This window comes from Martinezella tropici, assembly GCF_008370325.1.
GTDB lineage: Bacteria > Pseudomonadota > Alphaproteobacteria > Rhizobiales > Rhizobiaceae > Rhizobium > Rhizobium tropici_B.
Genome location: NZ_VNIP01000013.1, coordinates 24,282 through 45,890, shown reverse-complemented (window position 1 = coordinate 45,890; position 21,609 = coordinate 24,282). Strand labels below are relative to the sequence as shown.

At 58.4% G+C, this 21,609-nt stretch carries 25 protein-coding genes; 7 read left to right on the top strand and 18 right to left on the bottom strand.

Annotated features, from left to right (window positions below):
• Window positions 1-225 precede the first annotated feature (225 nt).
• The 8 genes from FP026_RS25145 to FP026_RS25115 form a co-directional block, all read right to left on the bottom strand.
• Entirely contained in the window at window positions 226-2,844 is a 2,619-nt protein-coding gene (locus FP026_RS25145; protein WP_246665444.1) for an MGH1-like glycoside hydrolase domain-containing protein, read from the bottom strand.
• A gap of 56 nt (window positions 2,845-2,900) precedes the next feature.
• The gene (locus tag FP026_RS25140) at window positions 2,901-3,089 is read right to left on the bottom strand and encodes a DUF2934 domain-containing protein (protein WP_149637310.1); all 189 of its coding nucleotides are present in this window, start codon (window positions 3,087-3,089) and stop codon (window positions 2,901-2,903) included.
• Between the two features lie 340 nt (window positions 3,090-3,429).
• Window positions 3,430-3,639 (bottom strand): hypothetical protein, encoded by a 210-nt coding sequence (locus FP026_RS25135; RefSeq protein WP_149637309.1) that lies wholly within the window; start codon window positions 3,637-3,639, stop codon window positions 3,430-3,432.
• The gene (locus tag FP026_RS25130) at window positions 3,636-4,406 is read right to left on the bottom strand and encodes a hypothetical protein (protein ID WP_149637308.1); all 771 of its coding nucleotides are present in this window, start codon (window positions 4,404-4,406) and stop codon (window positions 3,636-3,638) included. Before FP026_RS25130 ends, FP026_RS25135 begins: the two co-directional genes overlap by 4 nt.
• On the bottom strand, window positions 4,406-5,503 hold the full coding sequence (locus FP026_RS25125; protein ID WP_149637307.1) for a Rieske (2Fe-2S) protein: 1,098 nt from the start codon (window positions 5,501-5,503) through the stop codon (window positions 4,406-4,408). The genes FP026_RS25130 and FP026_RS25125 overlap by 1 nt, the downstream gene beginning before the upstream one ends.
• Window positions 5,500-5,661, bottom strand: a complete 162-nt coding sequence (locus FP026_RS30340; RefSeq protein ID WP_188112682.1) for a hypothetical protein — start codon at window positions 5,659-5,661, stop codon at window positions 5,500-5,502. Before FP026_RS30340 ends, FP026_RS25125 begins: the two co-directional genes overlap by 4 nt.
• Window positions 5,661-5,876 carry a hypothetical protein gene (locus tag FP026_RS25120; protein WP_149637306.1) on the bottom strand — a complete coding sequence of 72 codons (216 nt, stop codon included), beginning with the start codon at window positions 5,874-5,876 and terminating at the stop codon, window positions 5,661-5,663. The genes FP026_RS30340 and FP026_RS25120 overlap by 1 nt, the downstream gene beginning before the upstream one ends.
• A 7-nt stretch (window positions 5,877-5,883) precedes the next feature.
• Window positions 5,884-6,600 (bottom strand): SDR family NAD(P)-dependent oxidoreductase, encoded by a 717-nt coding sequence (locus FP026_RS25115; RefSeq protein WP_149637305.1) that lies wholly within the window; start codon window positions 6,598-6,600, stop codon window positions 5,884-5,886.
• A gap of 240 nt (window positions 6,601-6,840) precedes the next feature.
• Here FP026_RS25115 and FP026_RS25110 point away from each other — a divergent pair, with 240 nt between their 5' ends.
• The 5 genes from FP026_RS25110 to FP026_RS25090 all read left to right on the top strand — a co-directional run bounded on the left by FP026_RS25110 (window position 6,841) and on the right by FP026_RS25090 (window position 12,741).
• On the top strand, window positions 6,841-8,169 hold the full coding sequence (locus tag FP026_RS25110; protein WP_149637304.1) for a tetratricopeptide repeat protein: 1,329 nt from the start codon (window positions 6,841-6,843) through the stop codon (window positions 8,167-8,169).
• A gap of 26 nt (window positions 8,170-8,195) precedes the next feature.
• On the top strand, window positions 8,196-8,678 hold the full coding sequence (locus FP026_RS25105; protein WP_149637303.1) for a hypothetical protein: 483 nt from the start codon (window positions 8,196-8,198) through the stop codon (window positions 8,676-8,678).
• 92 nt (window positions 8,679-8,770) lie between these two features.
• Window positions 8,771-10,399 carry a thiamine pyrophosphate-binding protein gene (locus FP026_RS25100; protein ID WP_149637302.1) on the top strand — a complete coding sequence of 543 codons (1,629 nt, stop codon included), beginning with the start codon at window positions 8,771-8,773 and terminating at the stop codon, window positions 10,397-10,399.
• Complete coding sequence (locus FP026_RS25095) at window positions 10,371-11,528, top strand: OpgC family protein (protein WP_149637412.1); 1,158 nt, start codon at window positions 10,371-10,373, stop codon at window positions 11,526-11,528. The genes FP026_RS25100 and FP026_RS25095 overlap by 29 nt, the downstream gene beginning before the upstream one ends.
• Window positions 11,529-11,535: 7 nt before the next feature.
• Window positions 11,536-12,741: a CaiB/BaiF CoA transferase family protein gene (locus FP026_RS25090; RefSeq protein WP_149637301.1), complete on the top strand. Its 1,206-nt coding sequence runs from the start codon at window positions 11,536-11,538 to the stop codon at window positions 12,739-12,741.
• Window positions 12,742-12,991: 250 nt separating this feature from the next.
• Here the strand turns inward: FP026_RS25090 and FP026_RS25085 are convergent, their stop codons facing one another.
• From FP026_RS25085 to FP026_RS25050, 8 genes are all read right to left on the bottom strand, one after another.
• Window positions 12,992-13,639, bottom strand: a complete 648-nt coding sequence (locus FP026_RS25085) for a DUF1684 domain-containing protein (RefSeq protein WP_149637300.1) — start codon at window positions 13,637-13,639, stop codon at window positions 12,992-12,994.
• Between the two features lie 6 nt (window positions 13,640-13,645).
• A complete protein-coding gene (locus FP026_RS25080; protein WP_149637299.1) occupies window positions 13,646-14,257 on the bottom strand; it encodes a DsbA family protein in 612 nt (203 codons plus the stop codon).
• Window positions 14,258-14,293: 36 nt separating this feature from the next.
• Window positions 14,294-14,977, bottom strand: coding sequence for a thioredoxin fold domain-containing protein (locus FP026_RS30335; protein WP_188112681.1), 684 nt, complete (start codon window positions 14,975-14,977; stop codon window positions 14,294-14,296).
• A gap of 277 nt (window positions 14,978-15,254) precedes the next feature.
• Entirely contained in the window at window positions 15,255-16,124 is an 870-nt protein-coding gene (locus FP026_RS25070) for a protein-disulfide reductase DsbD domain-containing protein (protein ID WP_149637297.1), read from the bottom strand.
• Between the two features lie 32 nt (window positions 16,125-16,156).
• A complete protein-coding gene (locus FP026_RS25065) occupies window positions 16,157-16,471 on the bottom strand; it encodes a hypothetical protein (protein ID WP_149637296.1) in 315 nt (104 codons plus the stop codon).
• A complete protein-coding gene (locus FP026_RS25060; RefSeq protein WP_149637295.1) occupies window positions 16,468-16,929 on the bottom strand; it encodes a YHS domain-containing (seleno)protein in 462 nt (153 codons plus the stop codon). Before FP026_RS25060 ends, FP026_RS25065 begins: the two co-directional genes overlap by 4 nt.
• A 104-nt stretch (window positions 16,930-17,033) precedes the next feature.
• Entirely contained in the window at window positions 17,034-17,579 is a 546-nt protein-coding gene (locus tag FP026_RS25055) for a hypothetical protein (protein ID WP_149637294.1), read from the bottom strand.
• 135 nt (window positions 17,580-17,714) lie between these two features.
• Complete coding sequence (locus tag FP026_RS25050; protein ID WP_246665440.1) at window positions 17,715-18,557, bottom strand: alpha/beta hydrolase family esterase; 843 nt, start codon at window positions 18,555-18,557, stop codon at window positions 17,715-17,717.
• Window positions 18,558-18,616: 59 nt separating this feature from the next.
• Here FP026_RS25050 and FP026_RS25045 point away from each other — a divergent pair, with 59 nt between their 5' ends.
• Window positions 18,617-18,835, top strand: a complete 219-nt coding sequence (locus FP026_RS25045; protein WP_188112680.1) for a hypothetical protein — start codon at window positions 18,617-18,619, stop codon at window positions 18,833-18,835.
• Window positions 18,836-18,918: 83 nt separating this feature from the next.
• Here the strand turns inward: FP026_RS25045 and FP026_RS25040 are convergent, their stop codons facing one another.
• Window positions 18,919-19,839 carry a LysR family transcriptional regulator gene (locus FP026_RS25040; protein ID WP_149637293.1) on the bottom strand — a complete coding sequence of 307 codons (921 nt, stop codon included), beginning with the start codon at window positions 19,837-19,839 and terminating at the stop codon, window positions 18,919-18,921.
• Between the two features lie 118 nt (window positions 19,840-19,957).
• Between FP026_RS25040 and FP026_RS25035 the strand changes: the two genes are divergently transcribed.
• Window positions 19,958-20,515, top strand: a complete 558-nt coding sequence (locus FP026_RS25035; RefSeq protein ID WP_149637292.1) for a carboxymuconolactone decarboxylase family protein — start codon at window positions 19,958-19,960, stop codon at window positions 20,513-20,515.
• Between the two features lie 134 nt (window positions 20,516-20,649).
• Here the strand turns inward: FP026_RS25035 and FP026_RS25030 are convergent, their stop codons facing one another.
• On the bottom strand, window positions 20,650-21,597 hold the full coding sequence (locus FP026_RS25030; protein ID WP_149637291.1) for an alpha/beta hydrolase: 948 nt from the start codon (window positions 21,595-21,597) through the stop codon (window positions 20,650-20,652).
• Window positions 21,598-21,609: the final 12 nt, after the last annotated feature.

The following is a 21,609-nucleotide window of genomic DNA, read 5'->3' as shown; positions in this document are numbered from 1 at the left end:
GTCCGACTTCGCTGGGGAAACTCGTTTCGTTACAATCGCGGGCAAAAAAATTGCTGTTCCTCGTCTTCCCGTGGCTGGGATGGTGGCTCCAACGTCTGCACACCCGCCTCGCATGACCTTCACGCAGCAATCGCATCCTCCTGATTATCCGCAGGCCACCTCCTAAAATTCGATCGCCGTTTCAGCAGTGGTTGCGATCAATCGCGACGTCCAAAGAGCAAAACGTTACCATTGGATGAGATTCGCAATAAGCGCGGTCCAGCCAGTTTGATGGGACGCGCCGAGGCCCTCGCCGGTATCGCCGTGGAAATACTCGTGGAACAGCAGATTGTCATCAATCACCGAATCCGACGCCAGCGAGATTCGCTGCCCGATGGCGTCTGCGGTGAAAAGCTGTTGTAAGCGTCGGCTCAGTTCGTCGGCGACGCCGGCGAGACTGAGCATGACACCCGAACCGGCAGGGCATTCCACACGGTAATTCTCGCCAAAGTAGGCGTGGAACTTCCGCAGGGAGTCGATGAGCAGAAAGTTGACTGGCATCCAGATCGGCCCTCGCCAATTTGAGTTGCCCCCGAAGAGTCCGTTCACGGACTCACCGGGCGTATAGGTGGCGTCAAAGCGCATACCGGCAAAGGCAAGATCACAAGGAGCCTCAAGATGAGCCTTCGACATCGATCGCACACCGAAGTCAGCAAGGAACTCGTCCTCATCGAGCATGCGGCGAAGCAGGTCTCTGAGGCGATCGCCGTGCAACAACGAAAGGAGGATTCGTTCGTCTGATCCAGGTTCAGTCCATTTGGGAACCAGGTTTGCGAGCTGCGGCCTGTGCTGGAGGAACCAGTGCAGGCGTTTCGAAAACTCCGGAACTTTGTCGAGCATCGCCTGATCGAGGACCTCGACTGCAAAGATCGGGATGAGTCCAACCATCGACCTTGCTGGAATCGCCTGGATCTGGCCCCCTCTCGTATGGAGCGTGTCGTAGAAAAAGCCATCGGCTTCGTGCCAAAGGCTTTGCCCGCTGCCTGCTACGTCAGCCATCGCGCCGGCGATCGAGAGGAAATGCTCGAAGAATTTTGTCGCAATATCCTCGTACACGGGATCCGTCATCGACAATTCGAGCGCAATGCGCATCAGGTTTAGCGCATACATAGCCATCCAGGCCGTGCCGTCGGCCTGGTCGATTGAAGCGCCGTCCGGCAGGATTTCCGAGCGATTGAACGGGCTGATGTTATCGAGACCGAGAAAGCCACCCTGAAAGATATTTCGGCCCCCACTGTCCTTGCGGTTGACCCACCAGGTGAAGTTCAGCATCAGCTTGTGAAATATTCTCTTTAGAAAATCGGTATCGGCGACACCGGTATGGTTACGGTCCGTCTGATAGACCTTTAGCGCTGCCCACGCATGAACCGGCGGATTGACGTCGCCGAACTCCCATTCGTAGGCTGGGAGCTGGCCGTTCGGATGCATGAACCACTCACGTGTGAAAAGAACGAGCTGATCCTTGGCAAACCCCGGATCGACCAGAGCGAGCGATACACAATGGAAAGCGAGATCCCAGGCCGCATACCAAGGATATTCCCACGTATCCGGCATTGAGATGACGTCGGCATTGTTGAGATGGCGCCAGCCGGCGTTTCGGCCCTGCAGCCGCTCGGTTGGCGGCGTTGGTTGAGCCGGGTCCCCGGCCAGCCAGATCGGAACGTCAAAGTAATAAACCTGCTTTGACCACAGCATGCCTGCGACCGCCTGCCGATGAATTTTGCGAGCATCTGCATTAGGGATACCGGCCTGCACAACCTCGTAAAATTCGTTTGCCTCTGCGATGCGCTGGTTGAAGATCACGCCGAAATCTTCGAAAGGTTCGTTTGCAATGCCGTCCGGGCGCCAGCGTATCCGGATCTCCCGGCTTCCTAGCGCCGGCAGATCGAGAACGACGTGTGCCGCCGCCTTGGTTCCGCGTCCATCGGCGCTGACGGCGGTCTTCATTGCGTTGACGACGTAATCGTTGATGCCATCCTTGAACGGGCCAAGGCCCGGCGATCCAAACAAAAGAGGCGCGTTGGTTTCGTTTTCACAAAACAGCAGCTTCGCGGCACCGTCGTTGCTCCAGCGCCACGTCTTCTTGCCGGCACGGAACGCAAGCACGTCGCCCGACGCAGTCGCATTGAGGACTGGTCGTTCACCGCCGGGTTTCCATGACCATGTGTTTCGTGCCCAGATGTGCGGGAGAACGTGGATGCGAGCGGCGCTGCGTGCAGCATTCTTGACCGATATCCGCATCAGGATGTCATCGGGTGCCGCCTTGGCGTATTCGACCGTGATATCAAAAAAGCGGCCATCGGCAAAAATGCCGGTGTCGGCAAGTTCGTACTCCGGCTCCAACCGCGAGCGTTGTCCGTTAACGCGTACCAGATCTTCATAGGGAAAGGCATCCTGCGGATAGCGATAGACCATCTTCTGATAGGAGTGCGTCGGTGTGGCATCGAGGTAGTGGTAGACCTCCTTGACGTCTTCTCCATGATTGCCCTGCTCATTGCTGAGGCCGAACAGCCGTTCCTTGAGTATTTCGTCCCGGCCGTTCCACAACGCCAATCCCAGGCACCATCGCATGCTCTGATCACAAAAGCCGGCAATTCCATCTTCACCCCAGCGATAGGCGCGACTGCGAGCATGGTCAAAGGTGAGCGCATTCCATGCATCACCATTGGCACTGTAGTCTTCCCGTACAGTTCCCCATTGGCGCTCCGCCAGATAGGGTCCCCATCGGCGCCAACCAACGCCATCCGCCGTTCCGAGGAGACGTTTGCCTTCGGTGGTCTTGAAGATCGAAGCATTAAAGATCATGGAACCAACAGCAGTGCGGAGTGGGTTTCGGGCAGGTGACTGCCTGCCCGAATATATCACGAGATTTTCTTCTTTGAGCTCTTGGGTTCAGCTACCGTTTCTTTGGCGGCGGCGTCTCGCGCCCTGTGCCAATGCTCGTCAGCTTTTCCCTCGGGCTGACCGTCTTCGAGCCAGAGCATATAGGCGTGATGACGAATATGCTCCTCATCGATTTCCTTGGGTGTATCTTCGATATTGATTTCCACGATGACCTGCCTTTCTGGACGAATGTTAGGATCGACTCTCGGCCTTCACCCCGCAGGGAAAAGGTGAGCCAACTCTTTTCGCAACGACACCGGAAAACGTTACAGATCGGCGGTGGTGTGCGCAAAAAAATGCCGTCCTTGCCGCCAGGAGCGTGCGATTGATCTCTCGTATGGTGGTCTCCAGATGATCAGGGACTGTAGGCTCAAGAGAAAACACCAGCGCGAACCGCCAAAGTCGTGAAAGCCTCCTTGCAAGCACTTGGCGCACAAGTGCCAGTGTCATTGTTCGCGATCGTTCAACGACTAAGAGGCAAGCCCTTTTGCCACTTAACGTGCCCGACTACCGCATCAATTTTGGCATGACGCTGTTCAAACCCGAAAGCAACCCGATCGCTGCGATGCCGAAGATCACGTATCGCAATTCCTCGAATGGCGTGCCGTCGAGGTAGTCGAGACCATATTCCCAGATGACGACGATCACAATTGCTGCGATCGTCGCCAGCGACAGACCAAACAAATGACGTCCAAAGCTTGAGACGCGATCGGTCATGCGCCTGCTCCGCCGGCGAAGCGCTCGACCTTGAAGATGAATAGGTCGTCGCGGCGTTCGATAGTTCCTTCAAGCACCACTGGCACGCTGGTCTTGTCGAGCAGCCCTGCCGGCATAGGTCCACCGTCCTTAGATGCGAGCATAAAGAAGATGCGGCCATCAACCGGCGCGGTTGAGACAAACACGGGCGGAACCCCGCCTGAAATGCAAAGATTGGCGCAGGCTTTGTGCGCGAGGCCCGTCCCCGGCTTCATCGCGCCCCCTCCGCATTTTCCATCGCAAATCTCACCCGTCAATCGCCAGCGCCCAAGATTCTGCGGCGGCGAGAGCACCGGAGCCGCGGAAGCCTGCGGGTCAGCGGCCTTCAATTCGTCTCCGCCGCCGACGAGCAGCATTTCGAGATCTCCACGCTTGACGAAGATGCCGCCCACCCGAGCGGCCTTGCCGGCAAGGGGGAGGGCCCGGTCGTCAACACCGAATTTGCCCGAACCCGCCAGCATGATGGCGCGCGGCGGCGTCGTTCCAGTGCCGGGCACGCGCAATATCGGATATGGCTTGACCTCCATCGTGCCTGTCAGATGCTCGCCATGCAGTTCGTCGGCGTAGCTCCCGGCGCCGGGACTTTCAGTATTGAGAGACAGGAGCACCGAAGCTGAGGCCATGCCGGCGACAAAAAACACGATGAAGCCGATCATCAGTGCCCTGACATCGGACGGCACCTTCTTGAAATAGCCAACAAAAAATCCGCGTTCAGCTGGCTTCAGCATCACGCTCCTCCTTGCTTTGACGTGCTTGCAGGCGCAGCAAGCACGTCTGCCGGAATTGGAAACGGCTCCAGTTTCGTTCCGAGTGGTAATGGTTCGGGATCGACGAGCACGCTCGATCCCCGAAGCTGGACACGATATTTACGGATACGCTCGCGGAAGGGCGGGGGCGAACAGCCGTCCTCCGGGCGATATTGGTAGCCATGCCACGGACACGTGATGAAACCGATAACGACCTTGCCTTCGCCGATCGGCCCGTTCTGGTGCGAGCAGACATTCGACACGGCTGACAAGCCGCCCTTTGAGCGAAACACCGCGATGCGTTCGCCCCCTGGAGACGCGCCGATGATCGCCCTGCCCTCGGCGATCTCGGTAAGATCACCGACGACGATCCAAGGCTCCTCTGGGGCTTTGGCGGAAGCGGCAGCATCGGCCTCAACTTCGCGGCGTCCAGCGATCAGATGCAGCGTTGAGAGCAGCACCAAACCGCCGACCAGCAGTAGCCCAAGGGCGAGATCGTGGCGATCGAGCAGTGCCCCAAGCGCCACATGCAATATGATCGCCGCGTAAGCAAAATAAACGCTCATGTGGATCGCCTTCCACAAGGGCGGTGTCAGGAAGGAGAGCCAAAAGTCGTGGCTGGTAGCTGCGAGAATAGCTAGAATGATAAGCGCAAAGACGCCGAAAAGCTCGAAGGGAAAACCTGCAATACTTGTGAAGCTGGTATTGCTGGTAAAAAGTGCCGTCAGTTGCGGCGTCGGGCTGTAAGAAAAATACCAGCCGAGCACGTAATAGGCATGCGTCGCGGCGACGATCGCAGTCATCACGCCGAAGTGACGTCTGTTGTAGAGCAGCGGAATAAAGCGTGTATCGATGCGCGCGAGCGGTCCGATCGCAAGCACGATCGTCAGCATCAGCAGCGCCAGAGAACCGAAAGCCCGCATACGCTGGGTGGGAAGATCGACATCGCGCAACGCCGGCGATAGGAGCGGGCCAGCTTTCAGGAAGATCAGAATGTAGATCGCGATCCCCGCCAGCAGGACGCCGTCGTAGATCATCTTGGTCCGGTTCCAGATGACCGGCCTGTAGGATACGCTCATGGTTGCGCCCCCTCAGTGACTTTGCCGTCGAGACGGATCGCCGGCGCGTCGGGCGGTAGTTTCGAAGCGCTTGCAATGATGATGGCAAGCAAAAGTGGGAGAGCGATTGCAAGTCCGCTCCAGATCGCCGTGTGGGCGCGACGATGTCGACGCTGCATTACTTTGCTCCCTTCGCGAGGCTCCGCCAGCGCCAGACGACAACCGGCCAAAGGAGAACTAGGCCGGGGATCAGAAGAGGCCTCACTGCATAGGCATCGTGAGCACCGGGGTCGACCTTGTCGAAGCCATAAAGCAGAAACGCTGCGGCAACGATAAGGCCAATGCCCGCCCACAGCATCAATCCTGCGGATACCGGATCGGTCGAACCAAACATGAGATCCTCACACCGGTCCGATTGCCGGGATCGCCGCGCCGGTGACAATTCCACCAGCCGGCGAAATAAGAAAGCCGATCAGCTTGGCGATATCGGCCGGCTGGACCCAGCCATCGGTCTTTGCACTCGGCATTGCGGCCCGATTTTGCGGCGTGTCGATTGTACCAGGCAGGATACAATTTGCCGTGATACGCTTGTTGCGGTTCTCGGCGGCGATCGCTTCCGTCAGGCGGATAACCGCGCTCTTCGACGCGGCATAGGCCGCCTGGTTGGCACCAGCCTTCAGCCCGGGTGCCGCTGCAATGTGAACGATACGCCCGTAACCTACTTGCTGCATCGGTTTCAGGACCGCAGCGCTGATCGCGTAGGCGGTGCGGGCATTTATCTGGAACATATGGTCCCATTGATCGTAATCCTGCTCCGCGACTGCACCGGTTTGGAAACCGCCAACCGTGTTGACCAAGGCATCGATCCGGCCAAATGCGTCAAGCGATCGCCGAACGGCGTCCTGACATGCGGAAAGGTCGGCCAGGTCGATGCCGTCGAGCTCTAGGATTTCGCCTGTTTGCCCGCTTTTCGCGCGAAAACCGGGATCTCGTAGATGTCGCTCGACGGCCGCGATTTTCGCGCCGCTGTCAAACAACTCGGTGACGACTGCTCCACCGAGATTGCCAGCTGCGCCTGTCACCATCACGACGATTCCACTGCTTGGTGCGTCTTGCATTGGGGTCTCCCTCATTCAGCCGATGTGAATGCTGTTGTGCTTCTTACGAACTAGACATCCATTTTGTTACATATGTTTTAAAACTTTTCCATTGTCATTACGCTCAAGACTCTTTGCTGCAGCACCGAAAAAAATACCGACCGATGTAACGAACCCGATGGCACAACCGTAAATGCCATTGTCGGACCTGAGCTTCAGATTTTCCAATCGAGCTGATGGGCCCTCCTCAAGGAGAATAGCATGAAACGCGATGCATATGATCTCGCAACCGGCACGGAAAATGCAGAAGCACAGCGGGCATTCGAGAATGCGGTATTTGGAATCGCCGCGCACAGGCCGAATACCGGAGCTGCTCTGCAAGCGACGCTTGCAGCAGATCCACATCATGTTGCTGGCCATGCGCTGAAGGGTTTCGCCAATCTCATTCTGGCTCGCTCGGAACTGACAACGGTCGCTACCGCAGCACTTGTTGATGCACGCGCCGCTCTTGTGCAAAAGAACGGCGGGACAGCCGATGAACGTATCTTGGTCGCAGCACTTGAAGCCGCAGAAAGTGGTCTCTTTGCGCAGGCCGCCCGAATTCTGGATACCGGTTTCGAAGATCGCCCCGCGACATTCCTGCCGTTCAAGCTCGCCCACGCGCTTCGTTTCATGATCGGCGATGCCGGCGGCATGCTGGCTGCCAGCACCCGTGCTGCACGGTCTATCGACCCGGCAAGCAATGCTGCGGGTTTTGTGCTGGGTTGCCATGCGTTTTCGCTCGAGGAACACGGACGGTACGATGAAGCTTTGAAAGTCGGCCAGCGGGCGGTGGCGCTCCAACCGGACGATTCCTGGGGTCTGCACGCCGTCTCTCACGTTTTCGAGATGCAAGGCGACGCCAAGCAAGGCATCGATTGGCTGGAGGGCAGCCGTAAAGCCTGGTCACGATGCAACAATTTCTCGTTCCACATGGCCTGGCATCTCGGCTTGCTTCACCTTGAGCGCGGCGACCATGATCGCGTCCTCGAACTTTACGATGACGAAGTCCGGCCGCAGCAGACGGACGACTTCCGGGATATGGCCAATGCGATCTCGCTATTGTGGCGCCTTGAGCAATCGGGGGTGCATGTCGGCAACCGCTGGATGGATGTTGCCGAAATCGCTCAACAGCGCAAAAGCGATACGACGTTGATCTTTGCGGCCCTTCATAACCTGGCCGCACTGGTGGCGGTCGGCGATCGCGAGGGCGTCTCAGAACTTGTGGCCCAGATCGATGTCAAGGCTCTCGGCATGGACGATCAGGCCCGTATCGCTGCTGAGATCGGCGTTCCGATGGCGCGAGTTCTTGCCGGCCTCGATGCGCCCGCCGATCAGCGGATGATCGATCGAATGGTTGCCAATCTGCCGAAGATCGGTGGCAGCAATGCCCAGCGTGACTTTTTCGTTCTCGCCTTGGCAAAGGCGGTCGGCGCCGGCGGCGATAGCGCTGCTGTCTATCGCATCGGCCAAATCCGCCAGCAGCTGAAGGCTGACGACCGGCTTTTCGAGTCGATCGAACGCTCCGTCGGCATGCGCCTGTCGGCCTGATCATCTTTTCGAAAAGGAGAAGTTCAATGTCTATGATGGAAATGAACAAGACAAGCGTCTTTCCCGAAATCCAGCCAAGTCTTGGCCGCACGATCGTGCTCGCCGGCCTCGCGGCCGATATTACCTGGGAGATCTGGGCCCGCCTCATTACTCCACTCTGGGTCGGCGGCCCACTAGAACCTGCAGCCCTTGTCCAATCGGTCTTCGGCTTCAACAATCTGCTGCTGGCCGAGGCTATTCACGCGACTGTCGGCATCATCTTCTATCCGATCGGCTATCTGTTCATTGCACGTCCCCTGCAGAGACTGATCGTTCCGAAACTGCCGCTGCTTCTGACGGGTATCGGCTTCGGCGTCGGCCTCTGGGTATTCGCTCTTTATGTTATGGCTCATTTGCTCGCTGGATTGCCTGCATTTCTCGGCTTCATCACGCTGACCTGGGCCTCACTGATCGGCCATATCCTCTTCGGCACCGTCGTCGCGTTCGTCGTCCGCCAGACCGAACGCTAAGGTGTCGCACAAGAGGCCTGCCCGGTCCCACCATCCATCCGCCGGGCAGGCTTCTCACCCAAGATATCCCTCTGTGAAATGGCTTGCTTGCAATGTCTCAATCTCAAAAAACTGATCGCGTTGCCGATATCGTGGCAAAGACGCTCCACGCATACCGGGTGCGTCATGCCTTCGGCGTGCCGGGCGGAGAGGTCGTCACTCTGATCGATGCCTTGCAGGCTGCTGGCATCGCATTTAACCTGGCACGTCACGAGACGTCAGCCGCCATCATGGCAGCGGGTGCCAGCGCCATTACCGGAAATCCCGAACTACTGGTAACGACTGTCGGCCCGGGTCTTGCAAACGCAGTCAACGGCATCGCTGACGCGGTCCAGGAGCGCGTTCCGCTGATCGTCATTTCCGGCGTTGTCGATCGAGCCACCCGGGCTCGCTATACCCATCAGGTGATCGACCACGCGCAGCTTCTGCGTCCGCTCGTCAAAGCTTCGTTCGAAATCGAACCGGAAAGCGCCACCTCTACCATCGCTCGCGCCCTTGCAATCGCGACGGCGGAGCCGATGGGCCCTGTGCATCTCGACCTTTCGCCCGCCGTGGCAGCGATGATCGTTCCGAATGTCTCGGTGGCCGTCCCCCCGAACCGTCTTAACACAAGCGCTGGGGTGACCGATCCGGCCGTTCGCGCTCTGTCAGAGCGTATCCGCGTGGCCGACCGGCCGTTGATTATCGCCGGCCTGGAAGCGGTACGCAGCAGCGCCGGCCCATCGCTGCAACACCTGGCCGAGACGATTGGAGCACCTGTTATCACGACCTACAAGGCGAAGGGCATTATCCCCGAGGACCACCCGCTGTCGCTTGGCGGCGCCGGCCTGTCGCCGCTTGCCGACCGCGTTCTGCTCCCCTTGTTCGAGAAGGCGGATCTGGTGCTTGCCTTTGGCTATGACCCAATCGAAATGCGGCTTGGGTGGCTCGATTTCGGGGCCGACCAGACGAAGCTCATCGATATTTCCAAAACACTGCCCGACCATGGGATGCATCATGCTGGAACGTGGATTTCGGCGGAAACGAGAAGCATGTTACAGGCGCTCAACGGTTCGCTCGTCGAGCGCAAGGCCTGGGCGGGCGGCGAGCCGGCCGAGGCGAAAGCCGAGCTTGACCGCGTCTTCTCGACCAGGGACGCGTGGGGTCCGCATGCCATTGTCGATCAGTTGAATGAAGCAGCCGGGACAGATGGCCTGGTCACGGTCGACAGCGGTGCCCACCGTATTCTGCTCTCGCAGAAATGGCGCGCGGCGAGACCTCTCTCCCTCCTGCAGTCGGCGGGCTTCTGCACGATGAACGCCGCTTTGCCGCTGGCGATCGGCGCAAAAGTCGCCGACCGCTCGCGGCGGGTGTTTGCGGTCATGGGGGATGGTGGCCTGGAGATGGGTATTGGCGAACTTGCGACCGTTCGGGATCTCGGCTTGCCGCTGACGATCGTCCTGTTTCAGGATCGCAGCCTCGCGCTGATCGCGATGAAACAGGCTTCGGCCGGCCTAGCGCCAGCGGGGGTCACCCTCGGTGAGACAGATTTTGCCGCCGTGGCCTTTGGGTTCGGCGGCTACGGCGTGAATGTGGAGACGATCGATGACTTCCGTAACGAGCTTGAGGCTGCCGGCAGACGCAAGAGTTTTAGCCTCATTGCCTGCAGGTTTGATTCCAGCGCCTACGACGGTGCCTTCTGATGCCGCACCCGCGATAGCGCCGCTCGGTCAGAAGACAAGACGTCCACGCGACCCGCGCCTCGACTTTTTCCGCGGCGTCGGCATGCTCATTATCCTGCTTGCGCACATCCCCAGCGACGGTTGGGCGCTTTGGATTCCCGCCCGCTTCGGCTTCTCCGATGCGACCGAGATGTTCGTCTTCCAATCCGGCATGGCCTCGGCCATCGCATTCGGTTCGACTTATGACCGCAACGGCGCAATAGCGCTGATCGCGCGCGTGGCCCAGCGCGTCTGGCAGATCTTCTGGGCTCATATCTCCGTCTTCATCGTGGTTGCCGCCATCATGGTGGTCGCCGGAACGCGCTATGATGGCGTCACTTATGTCGACAGTCTGAACCTTGTCCCGTTCATTAAGGATCCCGGCCATCTGCTGGTGGGCTTGCTGACGCTGACCTACGTGCCGAACTATTTCGATATCCTGCCGATGTACATCGTCATCCTGGCGCTGATGCCAGTAATGATCTTCGCGTCGAAGGCGAACCGCTACCTGCCATTCCTGCTGATGTCCGGTATATGGCTTGCCGCGCAGTTCGGCCTGACGCGGTTGCCGGCAGAGCCATGGTCGGATCGCCCCTGGTTCTTCGATCCGTTCGGCTGGCAGTTCCTCTTCTTCACCGGTTTCTTCTTGATGCGAGGCGCCCTACCGGCACCAGGCTACGACCGCCGCCTGATGGCGCTCGCTGTCGCCATCGTGATCGCGACGGTGCCCTTCGCATGGGTCCGTTTCCAGGAGGTTCACCCCTTTTTCCAGATGGCCGCGGCGCGCATTGCTCCACTCACCGACAAGACCGACTTCGGTTTGCTGCGCTTTGTTCACTTCATGGCGCTCTGCTACATCGCCGTCCATGTGGTCGGCGAGAAAGGTGCGCGGCTGCGCGGTCCGATCGTTCGGGTTTTGACCGTCGTCGGCCAGCAATCGCTTGCCGTCTTCATCACCGGCATGGTGATCGCTCAGCCGATCGGTATTGCGCTTGATCACGCCGGCCGTACGGCCGCCGCCGAGGGCGTCGGCAACCTATTCGGGTTCATGACCCTGCTCGGCACGGCTTACCTCGTCCGTTGGTTCAAATCCTCCCCCTGGAAATCGTGAGGCATCAATGCCCGATCATCAGAAACCCGCCAGTCTAGCAGGTCTGCGTGTCCTCGATCTCTCCCGTATCCTTGCCGGTCCGACAGCGACACAGCTTCTCGCCGATCTCGGAGCCGATGTCATCAAGGTCGAGCGGCCCGGCAATGGTGATGACACGCGTGGCTGGGGTCCACCCTTTGTCCCGAATGCCGACGGCAGCGACAGTGATCTCAGCGCATATTTTCTTTCCGCCAACCGCAACAAGCGATCGATCGCGGTCGATCTGGCCACCGACGAGGGGGTAGCCCTCGTCAAACGGCTGGCGGCGATTTCCGATGTCGTCGTCGAAAACTACAAGCCGGGAGATCTGGCCCGCCGCGGCCTCGGCTACGACGACATCTGGAAGGTCAAACCGGATATCGTCTGGTGCGCGATTTCCGGCTTCGGCCAGACCGGGCCTTATGCCGATCGCACCGGCTACGATTTCCTGATCCAAGCCATGGGCGGGATCATGAGCATTACCGGCGACAGCGACGCCAATGGCGGTCGTCCTGTCAAGGTCGGCCTTGGCATTGCCGACGTCATGTGCGGCATGTATGCCACCGTCGGCATTCTCGCCGCCCTTCGTCATCGCGATCACACCGGAGAGGGCCAGTATATCGATCTCGCCCTCTACGACACACAGGTGGCATGGCTGATCAACGCGGCGACGAACCATCTCGTTTCCGGCAAAGTGCCAGGGCGCATCGGCAACCGGCATCCCAACATCGCGCCCTATCAGACCTTCCCGACCGCCAATGGGGAGATCGCGATTGCCGTCGGCAATGATCAGCAATTTGCACGCTTTTGCGCGGTGATCGGGACGCCTGAACTTATCGACGACGAACGGTTTGCCCGCAACCGCGACAGGGTCATCAACATCGACGCGCTGGATGAACTGGTAACCAATGCCTTCCGCGCCGACACGGCGGGAAACTGGGAACGGCGTCTTATCGCAGCTCAAGTACCCGCCGGCCGGGTGGCAACGATCGATCAAGTCGTTTCCAATGCGCACACGCTAGCACGGGAGATGGTGGTGGAGGTGCCGACGCAGGATGGACCGCCTCTCCGGCTTCTCGGAAATCCGCTGAAGATGTCAGCGACCCCAGTGCGCTTTGACCGGGCGCCGCCGCATGTCGATCAGGATCGCGACGACATCCTCGCCCTTCTATGGGATCTGGAAAACAACCGGTAGCCTGAAGGGGGCGAACACCAAGGTTGAATGGGAGGAACGGCGTTCAGCGTAAGGATTGCCGCCCTGACGAGACGGCTGTTCTAGCCCAAAAGCACGGGCTGCCATGTCTCCAACGCGCCACGTGTGGACATGGGAGCACCGCTTGGCGCAAACGTTCGAATATCAGTAGAATAAGCTTCCTTGTCGGCCCAAACTTCAAAAACGGTTGATTGGCCGACTACCAAGATTCAGACCTCTGCGCCGGCACTGCTCATTTCGAGATAGGTAGCCGTTCCCCGGCTCTCACCGGGCCTTTCAGTCGATTGCCCGACGGCGCTAGTGGGCAGACATAGCGGGACGAATAGGCGCACGAAGGAAAATAGGAGAAGTTGAAATCGAGCACCAGTGTGCCGTCTGGGCTGACAACCCCAAGATCTGCTCCCTTGATGGTGTCGAGGAGATATCGGCCACCACCGTACGTCTCGGTCCCCGAGGTCGCGTCGGCAAACGGCAGGAACACGCCACCGCCGTACCCCTCAATCCAGTAAAGGGTCAATTCGCCGCCCAATCTGGCCTCCAGCCCGCTTGTGCGGGCGAACGCATGCATCGACAGGTCACCATCCGCTCCTGTTGCGACGGTGATCCGTTCCGACGTTACTGGGGCAAGCTGCACCGTCAGACGCAGTGAGGGATCGTAAGGAAATATAGTCGGCCCTTCGAACGCCTTGCGGTCCGCCGGTTCAATTGGCGACTGAGGATGGTCGCGAAACAGGGTCGAACGGGTGTCGCACCAAAGCCCCCAGGCAGCAACCGCGTCCGGGCTAGAACGTACCTCGTAGTAGAGATTTGCGATCTTCTCGCGCCATTCCCACAGTTGTTGAGTCTCCTTCAATTCATTCCTCCTATATCGGGGTTTCATCTGTGATCAGGTCGCGCGAGCCTGTTTAATCGCATCATGAAGCTGATCCTTACCGAGAAGACCGGAATAGGTTGCCGTGCCAATAACGAAGGACGGTGTACCAGCGAAATTAAAGGCCATTGCCTGATTATAATTTCGGGTAAGAAGGTCGGAGATCTTCTTGTCGTTCTGTTGAACAGCCTCTGCAATCTTTGAGAGATCGAGGCCTGCCGTGGTCAGAAGCCTTTTCACATCGTCTTCACTCAGAGAGGCGGGCGTTGCCATCAACGCATCCATGGCTTTTTCGTAGGCGCCGATCTCGTTTGCGCCGAGCACGGCTTGCGACGCAAATACGGATGCGTCGCCGAACACAGGCCAATCCTTCATGACCAGCCGGACATTGCCATCTTCGGCAACGGCTGCCTTGACGTCCGGATGACTCTTTTTGCAATAGGGACATTGATAGTCGAAAAACTCAACGATCGTCACGTCACCTTTCAGATTCCCGAGAACCGGAGCATCGGGATCGCGAAACACTTCCTTCTGTGTCAGCTGGGCGGCAAAGCCGGACCTTACTGGCAGGGTGGATGCAAGAGTGCTGCCAGCCACGACCGACAGAAATTGCCTGCGATTGAACATATCCTTCTCCTATTCTCGAATTTGACGACCGTGCGACTAGGTGCCGGCACCCGCGACCGAAACTGCCTTCAAGACTTGATCGGCGCCGAATTCGCCGACTAGTCGGCCAGCTTTTGCTTCCCGTTGATCCGCGCGGAAGAAAATCATCGTCGGCGGTCCGACGACGTCTAGTGCACGCATCAGATCGCGCTGATCGGCACCGATATTCGTAAGGTCGACTTTGAACGTCTTCAGCGGCGTGAGGGCATCAGCAATCTTCTTCTGGGAAAAAACATTGCGATCGATCGAGCGGCAACTCACGCACCAATCGGCGGTGAAATAGACAAGGCTCGCCTTTCCGTCCGAACGCGCCGCATCGAGCTCAGCACTGAGCTGCGACCTTGAAGTAAGCAGTGCCATCCGCGCTTCCGGGTTTGTCCGAGAGACGGTTTGCACGCCGCCAAGCCCGTTGAGCGGTCGTACCGGATCGATGGAACCGGCCGCGAGGCCGACGATGAGTATCACAGCATAGACGGCCGCGATCAGACCCAGTGCCTGCAGGCCCATTCGCATCGGCGTGCTGCGACCCTTTGTAACATCAAACGCCCCCAGGAAAACTGCAATCGCCATAGCCCAGACACCCCAGAGACCAAGAGGCAACCATTCGGGAATCACCGGCTCCGCCATCCAGATCGCAAATGCGAAAAAAACAAAGCCGAAGACATGCTTGACGGAGCTCATCCATGCTCCCGCTCGCGGCAGAGCCTGACCGCCGGCGGTCCCGAAAATGATCAGCGGAATACCTTTGCCAAGTCCGAGCGCAAACAGCAGGCCTGCCCCGAGAGCGATATCTCCGGTGCGAGCAACGTAGAGCAGCGCCCCCGCAAGTGGCGCCGTCACGCATGGACCTATGATGAACGCGGAAGAGAATCCAAGCACCGCAGCCGACCCAACCGAGCCACCGCCTCGCTTGCCGAAGCGGCTAAGACCTGCCACCCATGCCGAGGGAAGTTGTAGTTCATACAGTCCAAACATCGACAGCGCCAGGAGGGCGAAAAGTGACGCTAACGGCGCCAGTCGTGATTGGTGATTGCAGGGCGATCTGCAGATTTTTTCCCGTCCAGGCCGCCGCCGCCCCGAAAATCGCGAACGCTGAGGCGAGTGCGATTGCATAACTTGCAGACAGAACGAAGCCGCGTCGCACATTCAGCTTTTCTCCTTCTCGCGCGAGCGTGGCGGCAAGGATCGGATAAAGCGGGAAGACACACGGCGTAAACGCCAAGAGGAAGCCAAACGCGACGTACGTGACAAGAAGAAGCGGAACACCGCCGCGTGACAGCAGGCCACCGACGATATCGTCCTGACCCGCCGCTGCTGTCACGGGTGCGACGCTCGCGGATGTTTGTGTATCGTTTGTTTTGTCTGCTGGTGCGGTCTTGGACCATGCCGAGTGTCCGCCTGTCGGCGGAGAAAACACAGGCTCTTCAGAGACCGCTAGCGTTCCAGGATCGATGGCACGTCGAGCGGGAGGATAGCAGAGACCGTGCTCCTGGCACCCCTGATAGGTGACGGTCACTGCGGAACTGACAGAACCGATTTCCGCATCGGCGCGATCAAAGTAGACTTCCGACTTGCCGAAATTGGGGTCGTCTCTTTCGATACCCGGCATGGTCAGCAATTGAATGGGGCTACCGTCGGAGGCTTTGGCAGAAAGGTACTGCCGGTATAGATAGTATCCTGGCGGCATTTCCCAATGCATATGAATGCCACCGCTATTCGTCCGATCTACCGAAAACTTGAACGCATCGTTCATCGCAAGCGGCGTCTCGGCCGCGGACACCGAGCCGGCGACAGAAATGAGAAAGAAGATAGAGGCTAGGGAGCGCATGCCTTGCTCATAGAACACAAAAATACGAGGGGTTATGCGACGTGTCGCGTCGGCTGACCAACATAGCCGGCCATTGCCCGCAGCAAGCTATCCGCATCCGAAGGTTCGGTGTCCAAGAGATCGGCGAGACCGGCAATAACCTCCTGCCTGTCCCAGCCAATGGCGGTCGCAGCATCGATGAGGGCGTTAAGATCGGTCACCACCGACCTTTGACACTCGCGAAGTCGGTTCGAATGGTGATGCGAAATACGAGGTGGATTGATCATGCTTTGGGATCCCAAAATAGCTTCAGCGTCCCGCCCGCCCAGAAACTTGGGCAGGCGGCTCTTGGTGAAAGCGTCAGTCATGGAGCAGGCTGCGCTCTCACCGCGTCCCAGTTGGTATTTGCCTTTTTGATGTAGCCGCTGATATCCGAGCGCCAGGTTCCGAGAACTTTGTCGTTGTAGTTGAGATAGAGTTTGTCATCGACGACCGTGAAGGCCTGCGGCTGGGTAGGAGCTTTGTGGCCCTCAGCGGTCCCGTAGGCGCAGTATCCGCCATATTGGGGAGCGTAATGTTCCGGATCCTTCGCGAATGCATCACGATGCGACGCTGAAGCAAAATAGAACGTCGCATCCTTGTAGGAGGTCGAGAATTCCTGCGTGCCCTTAACCGGCTTGTGATCGGTGAAGTAGGCAACGGGGTCGTAACCGTTGATGGCGACGCCATTGGTTACATAAATTTCGTCGGCGAAGGCGATCGACGCCGACGACAATGCAAGAACAGTAGCCGCCGCAATGGGCACAATTCGCGGGATGAAAGTCATGGTCTTTTCCTTTGCGGTTGAGACGAACGACCCCGATACGCAGCTTATCTGTCGGTCGTTACATCTCGCACCGTTCACGAGTTCGTGCGTTCTGTGCAGAGGCGCTACTGCGAACACATTGCGAGCGTGACTTGAGACCGAAGCCGCTGAATCTCGCGATCCTTATCGGCAGATTCGCGCCGCAGTTGGTCGAAGCTGCTATCGCTTGCCCGTGAGATCTCCCAGAATGTCACGGTAAAGATAACCGGTATTGTCGAGGCGGCATCGCGGGTACGAGATTGCTCCTGCAGCAGCCGATCCTCTGCCGTAGCGCGTCCCCAGACCTTAAGGGTGCAGTCGCCGCCGACATCAATGCGTACAACGGATTCGATCGTCGCGTACGGCCGACCGGCCGTGTGGCGAAATGGAGTCGCCCCGACATGAAGCCGCAATGTCGAAGCATCGATGACATGTGGCAGCATCGCGGCGGCGGTCTCGACTTCGAAGACAATACCGGGGCGGACACGAGAGAAATCAATCGGGAGTTCGCGCTGGGACTGAATAAGGTGCGCGATGCTTGGTGTGATTACTTGCCCCCAGACAGCCGCACCTTCTCCGAAGTGATGAATGATGGAATGGCCGATGCTGGGACATACGATAGAATGCAGCATGATCAAGTTTCCTTTGTAACGGTTGGACCGAACGTCCGGGACGAACTTCGCCAAGGCTGAACACTTGCTGCCTCCTAGTTCGCAAGGTGCTGCCCGGTTGTTACAAAGAGCTTCAGCTAATTTTCGGGAATACCATCAGCGTGGAAAGCCAATGGCTGTCAAACCAGCATCGAGCATGTCGGCGCGGGCCTCGTGGCCGCCATTGTGAATGCACATGATGCTGTCTCCCCGGATGCAGCCGGGGACATCGTCGCACTTGATGCCGTCGAGCGTGATTGTCTTCGCATTCTTTACATCACATTTGGCGCGTGAACGCAGGATCGCCATGCTGTCAAAGGCGTTTCCCTGGTGAAAGCTTGCGCCAAGGGCGCGGCCGGCCAATGGAAAGGTCTGGTCGGCGGTGCCGTGAAAGTGGATGATCGGTGGAACATTCGCGACACAATCCTCGGCCTTTGGAAGCGGGTCCCAGAAGACGCCAGAGAAGGTGATCATGGCGACTGCCTTGTCCCCTTGCTGGCAAGCCGTGTACCAGGCCATCGAGGCGCCGATGGAAAAACCTCCGATGACGGTTCTATCAGGCGTAAAACCATAGCGTTGTCGCAGATCATCGAGAACATCGGCGACAAAAGTCCTTTCGTTCCGTCCGGGACGAGCGCTGTGGGGAAACGACCAACTGCCATCGATTCCGTCCACCGCGACGAAGGCGAGGTGATGCGAGAGGGTCATGTCGACAAGCGAACGTTGCTGCATCTGCAGCTCCGCCGAACTTTTGTAACCGTGAAAATACACATACATGCCCTTCACATTACCCTCCTTGGGCAACTCGATCCGATAGTTTCCACCTGCTACTAGGCATGCGACATTGCCGCCACAAGCGACACTGGCAACGGTGACGGACGGCATGGCGAGTAGAAGTAGAACAACGGTAGAAAGACGCGATAGCATGGGACGGAAAACCTCTGTTGATCCATCAGCCACCTAACGCAGCGCGTCATGGAGAGCAATTTCCTGCCTCATCAAATTGGCGAGAGGAAAGGATGACTGCGATCAAGAAAACGGGAGCGAGCGTTCGTTGCCACCCTTGGTTCAGACCCGATCGCGGACACGCTGAGGTCACGCAGTTCCTCAAGGATGCCTTAGCTGCCGGCGCGGCGCCGGTGGAACGCCGCTTCTGCTACGCGATCAATGAGGGAGAAATTCAGTCTGACTTTCCCATGGCCGCACGCGCCAGGTACTCGATCTCTCCTCTGATCTGACGATGCGCGCGCATATGGGCACGTTACGCAAAACGCTGCTCAAATCCATCTAAACAACCCTCTCGGTGAAGCGGAGAAATGTGTCAATCTTGTCGCCTCGCCCGCAGCCTAGGATCTGCGTCAAATTCCGAAGCAAAGAAATCGATTGCCGCGCGCACCTTATGCGGCAAGTACCGGCGGGACGGATAGACGGCACTTATCGGCAAAGGTGAAGTTTCGAACCCTCGGAGAAGAACCCGAAGTTGACCATTCTCAATTTCCCCGTCGATGAAATGCCAAGTGGGGACCTGCCCTATCCCTAAGCCCTGAAGAACCGCTTCGCGAACCGCCTCTGTCGTGTTGACGTATATCGGACCGCCCGCAGTGATTGAGAACGGCCCATCTGGACCGATGAAGCTCCACTTCGGCCCCGTCATGGTTCGGTGATAAACGATGCAGTCGTGGCCGAGCAACTCTACCGGGTGCAGCGGTATTTGACGACCGGCCAGATACTCTGGAGTGGCGACCACAGAAAATTGCGAGCTTCCGATCTTCCGGACAACCAAGGAGGTGTCGCCGACTTCGCCGATGCGGATAGCCAGATCGATGCCCTCTTCGACCAGGTCGGAATACCTGTCTTCCATCATTAGCGTTATCTGTACATGCGGGAAAAGTGTGCGAAACCGCGGCAGCCGGGGGATCACGTGCAGACGGCCGAAGACCCCAGAGCACGCTAACTTCAACATCCCGGTTGGCGTTCCTTTTCGACGTCCGACAGTGCTCTCAGCCTCCGCGGCAGCCTCAAGCGTGCGGCGGGCATATTCGTAGAAGACGCGCCCGTCGTCGGTGAGCGTCAGTGCCCTTGTTGTACGTTGAAACAAAAGGCAGCCCAGATGATCTTCGAGGACGGCAATATGACGAGAAATCGTCGGCTGCGAGGTGTTGTACTCGCGAGCGACGGAGGTAAAAGAGCCGGTCTCAACGACGCGAACGAAGGTGCGGTAGTGTGTGAACGTATCAGACATCCATTCAGTTTGCGTATGAATGGCATAAGATCAAGGGCTGTTATCGCGGGCACCTAAATGTCGCAAGGCTTCTACCAGCGGCGATTGTCGAAACTCGCCGATATAACGGAGAAGCACGATGAACCACATCAATGTCCCAACGCGCGACGAAGTCTCGTCCGCTAATCAGCAGCTCTTCGACCAGCTTAAAAGTAAACTCGGGGTGGTGCCGAACCTCTATGCGACACTTGCCCATTCCGAGAACGCCCTCGGGACTTATCTGGCACTTCAAAACGCCAGATCGAGCATCACTGGGAAAGCGCGTGAAGTTGTCAATCTGGTCGTCAGTCAAGTCAATGAGTGCAGGTACTGCCTCGCCGCTCACACAATTATTGCCGGAATGAACGGCTTCACGCCTGATCAAATCCTTGAGATCCGCAAGGGACGAGCCTCCTTCGATCCGAAGCTGGACGCGCTGGCGAGACTGGTGCGAGATATCGCCATCAGCCGTGGGCACGCAGATCCTGCGCTTGTTGATGCATTCTTGACCGCCGGCTGGACAAAAGAGAATCTCATCGATGCCATCGTTACGATCGGTGACAAGACGGTTACAAACTACCTCCACGCCACAACAAACGTACCAATCGATTTCCCTGCGGCTCCTGCCCTTTCCCCGGAATCGATCTTAGCCTCGTAAGCGGGAAGCATCCCAACCTGTGGATCAAAAATCATAAGAGTGAAACAAAGGACTGGAATGGCTCGTCGTCCAAGCCATTCCTCACGATCAGCCGTCCGGTCGCGCCCGTGGCGCCTAATACCAGGATTTTCATGTCAAACCTCCAACCGTGTTGATATATGGGCCGCGTCAACGAGCCGTTGGCGAAGGAAATCACCAATTGCCTTCACGGACTGCTCGGCTGCAAGAAAGCGATCGAGGGAGGATTGGAACACATGTGGCATACCTTCCCAGACCGATAGTGTGACGTCCACGCCTGCCGCTTGCGCGCGCTCGGCGTAGCGGACCGCATCGTCGAGCAGGACTTCGTCGTCGCCGACATCGATCCGAATCGGCGGCAAGTTTTTAAGATCGGCATAAAGCGGCGACGCCTTCGGATCATAAGCGTAATGGCCGCGAAGATAGGCATCTGCGAACACCTGCAACACATCCCTCGTGAATATGGGGTCCGCCTCGGCACGAGTCTCGAAACTGGCGCCGTCGAGAGCAAGGTCGGTCCAGGGGGACATCACGGCGGCACCGACGGGTTGCAGGACTCCCTTGGCCTTTTCGCCGACGAGGATCGATAGCAACGCCAGCGTCAGGCCGCCGCCTGCAGAGTCGCCCACCACCGCGATCCGTTCGGCACCTTCCGCCACGAGGCCGCGATAGGCGGCGGCCACATCGTCGATCGCGGCCGGGAATGGATGTTCGGGCGCGAGCCGGTAGTCGGGCACAAAAGTATCGGCGTTGATCCACGCGGCGATCTGTCCAGCGAAGTTGGTCAATGCCAACGCGGAGCCAAGCACATAACCGCCACCGTGGACGTAAAGCATCCGTGCCGCTGGCTGCGCCGTATCGGGGCGTAGCCAGAAGCCCTTGATGCCGCCGACCGTCGCCGGTTCGACCCGTATCCCTGCAGCGGCAGGAGTGGCAGTGAGCATTGCGTCGAACATCGGCCGTGCCTCCGGACCGAGGGCCTCGCCCTTATGAGCTGACGCAGCCTGCCGCATCGCGGCAACGGCCGTAGCGTCTTGAGGCGAAAGAGGATGAATGGTGGTCATGGACCGTCTCCT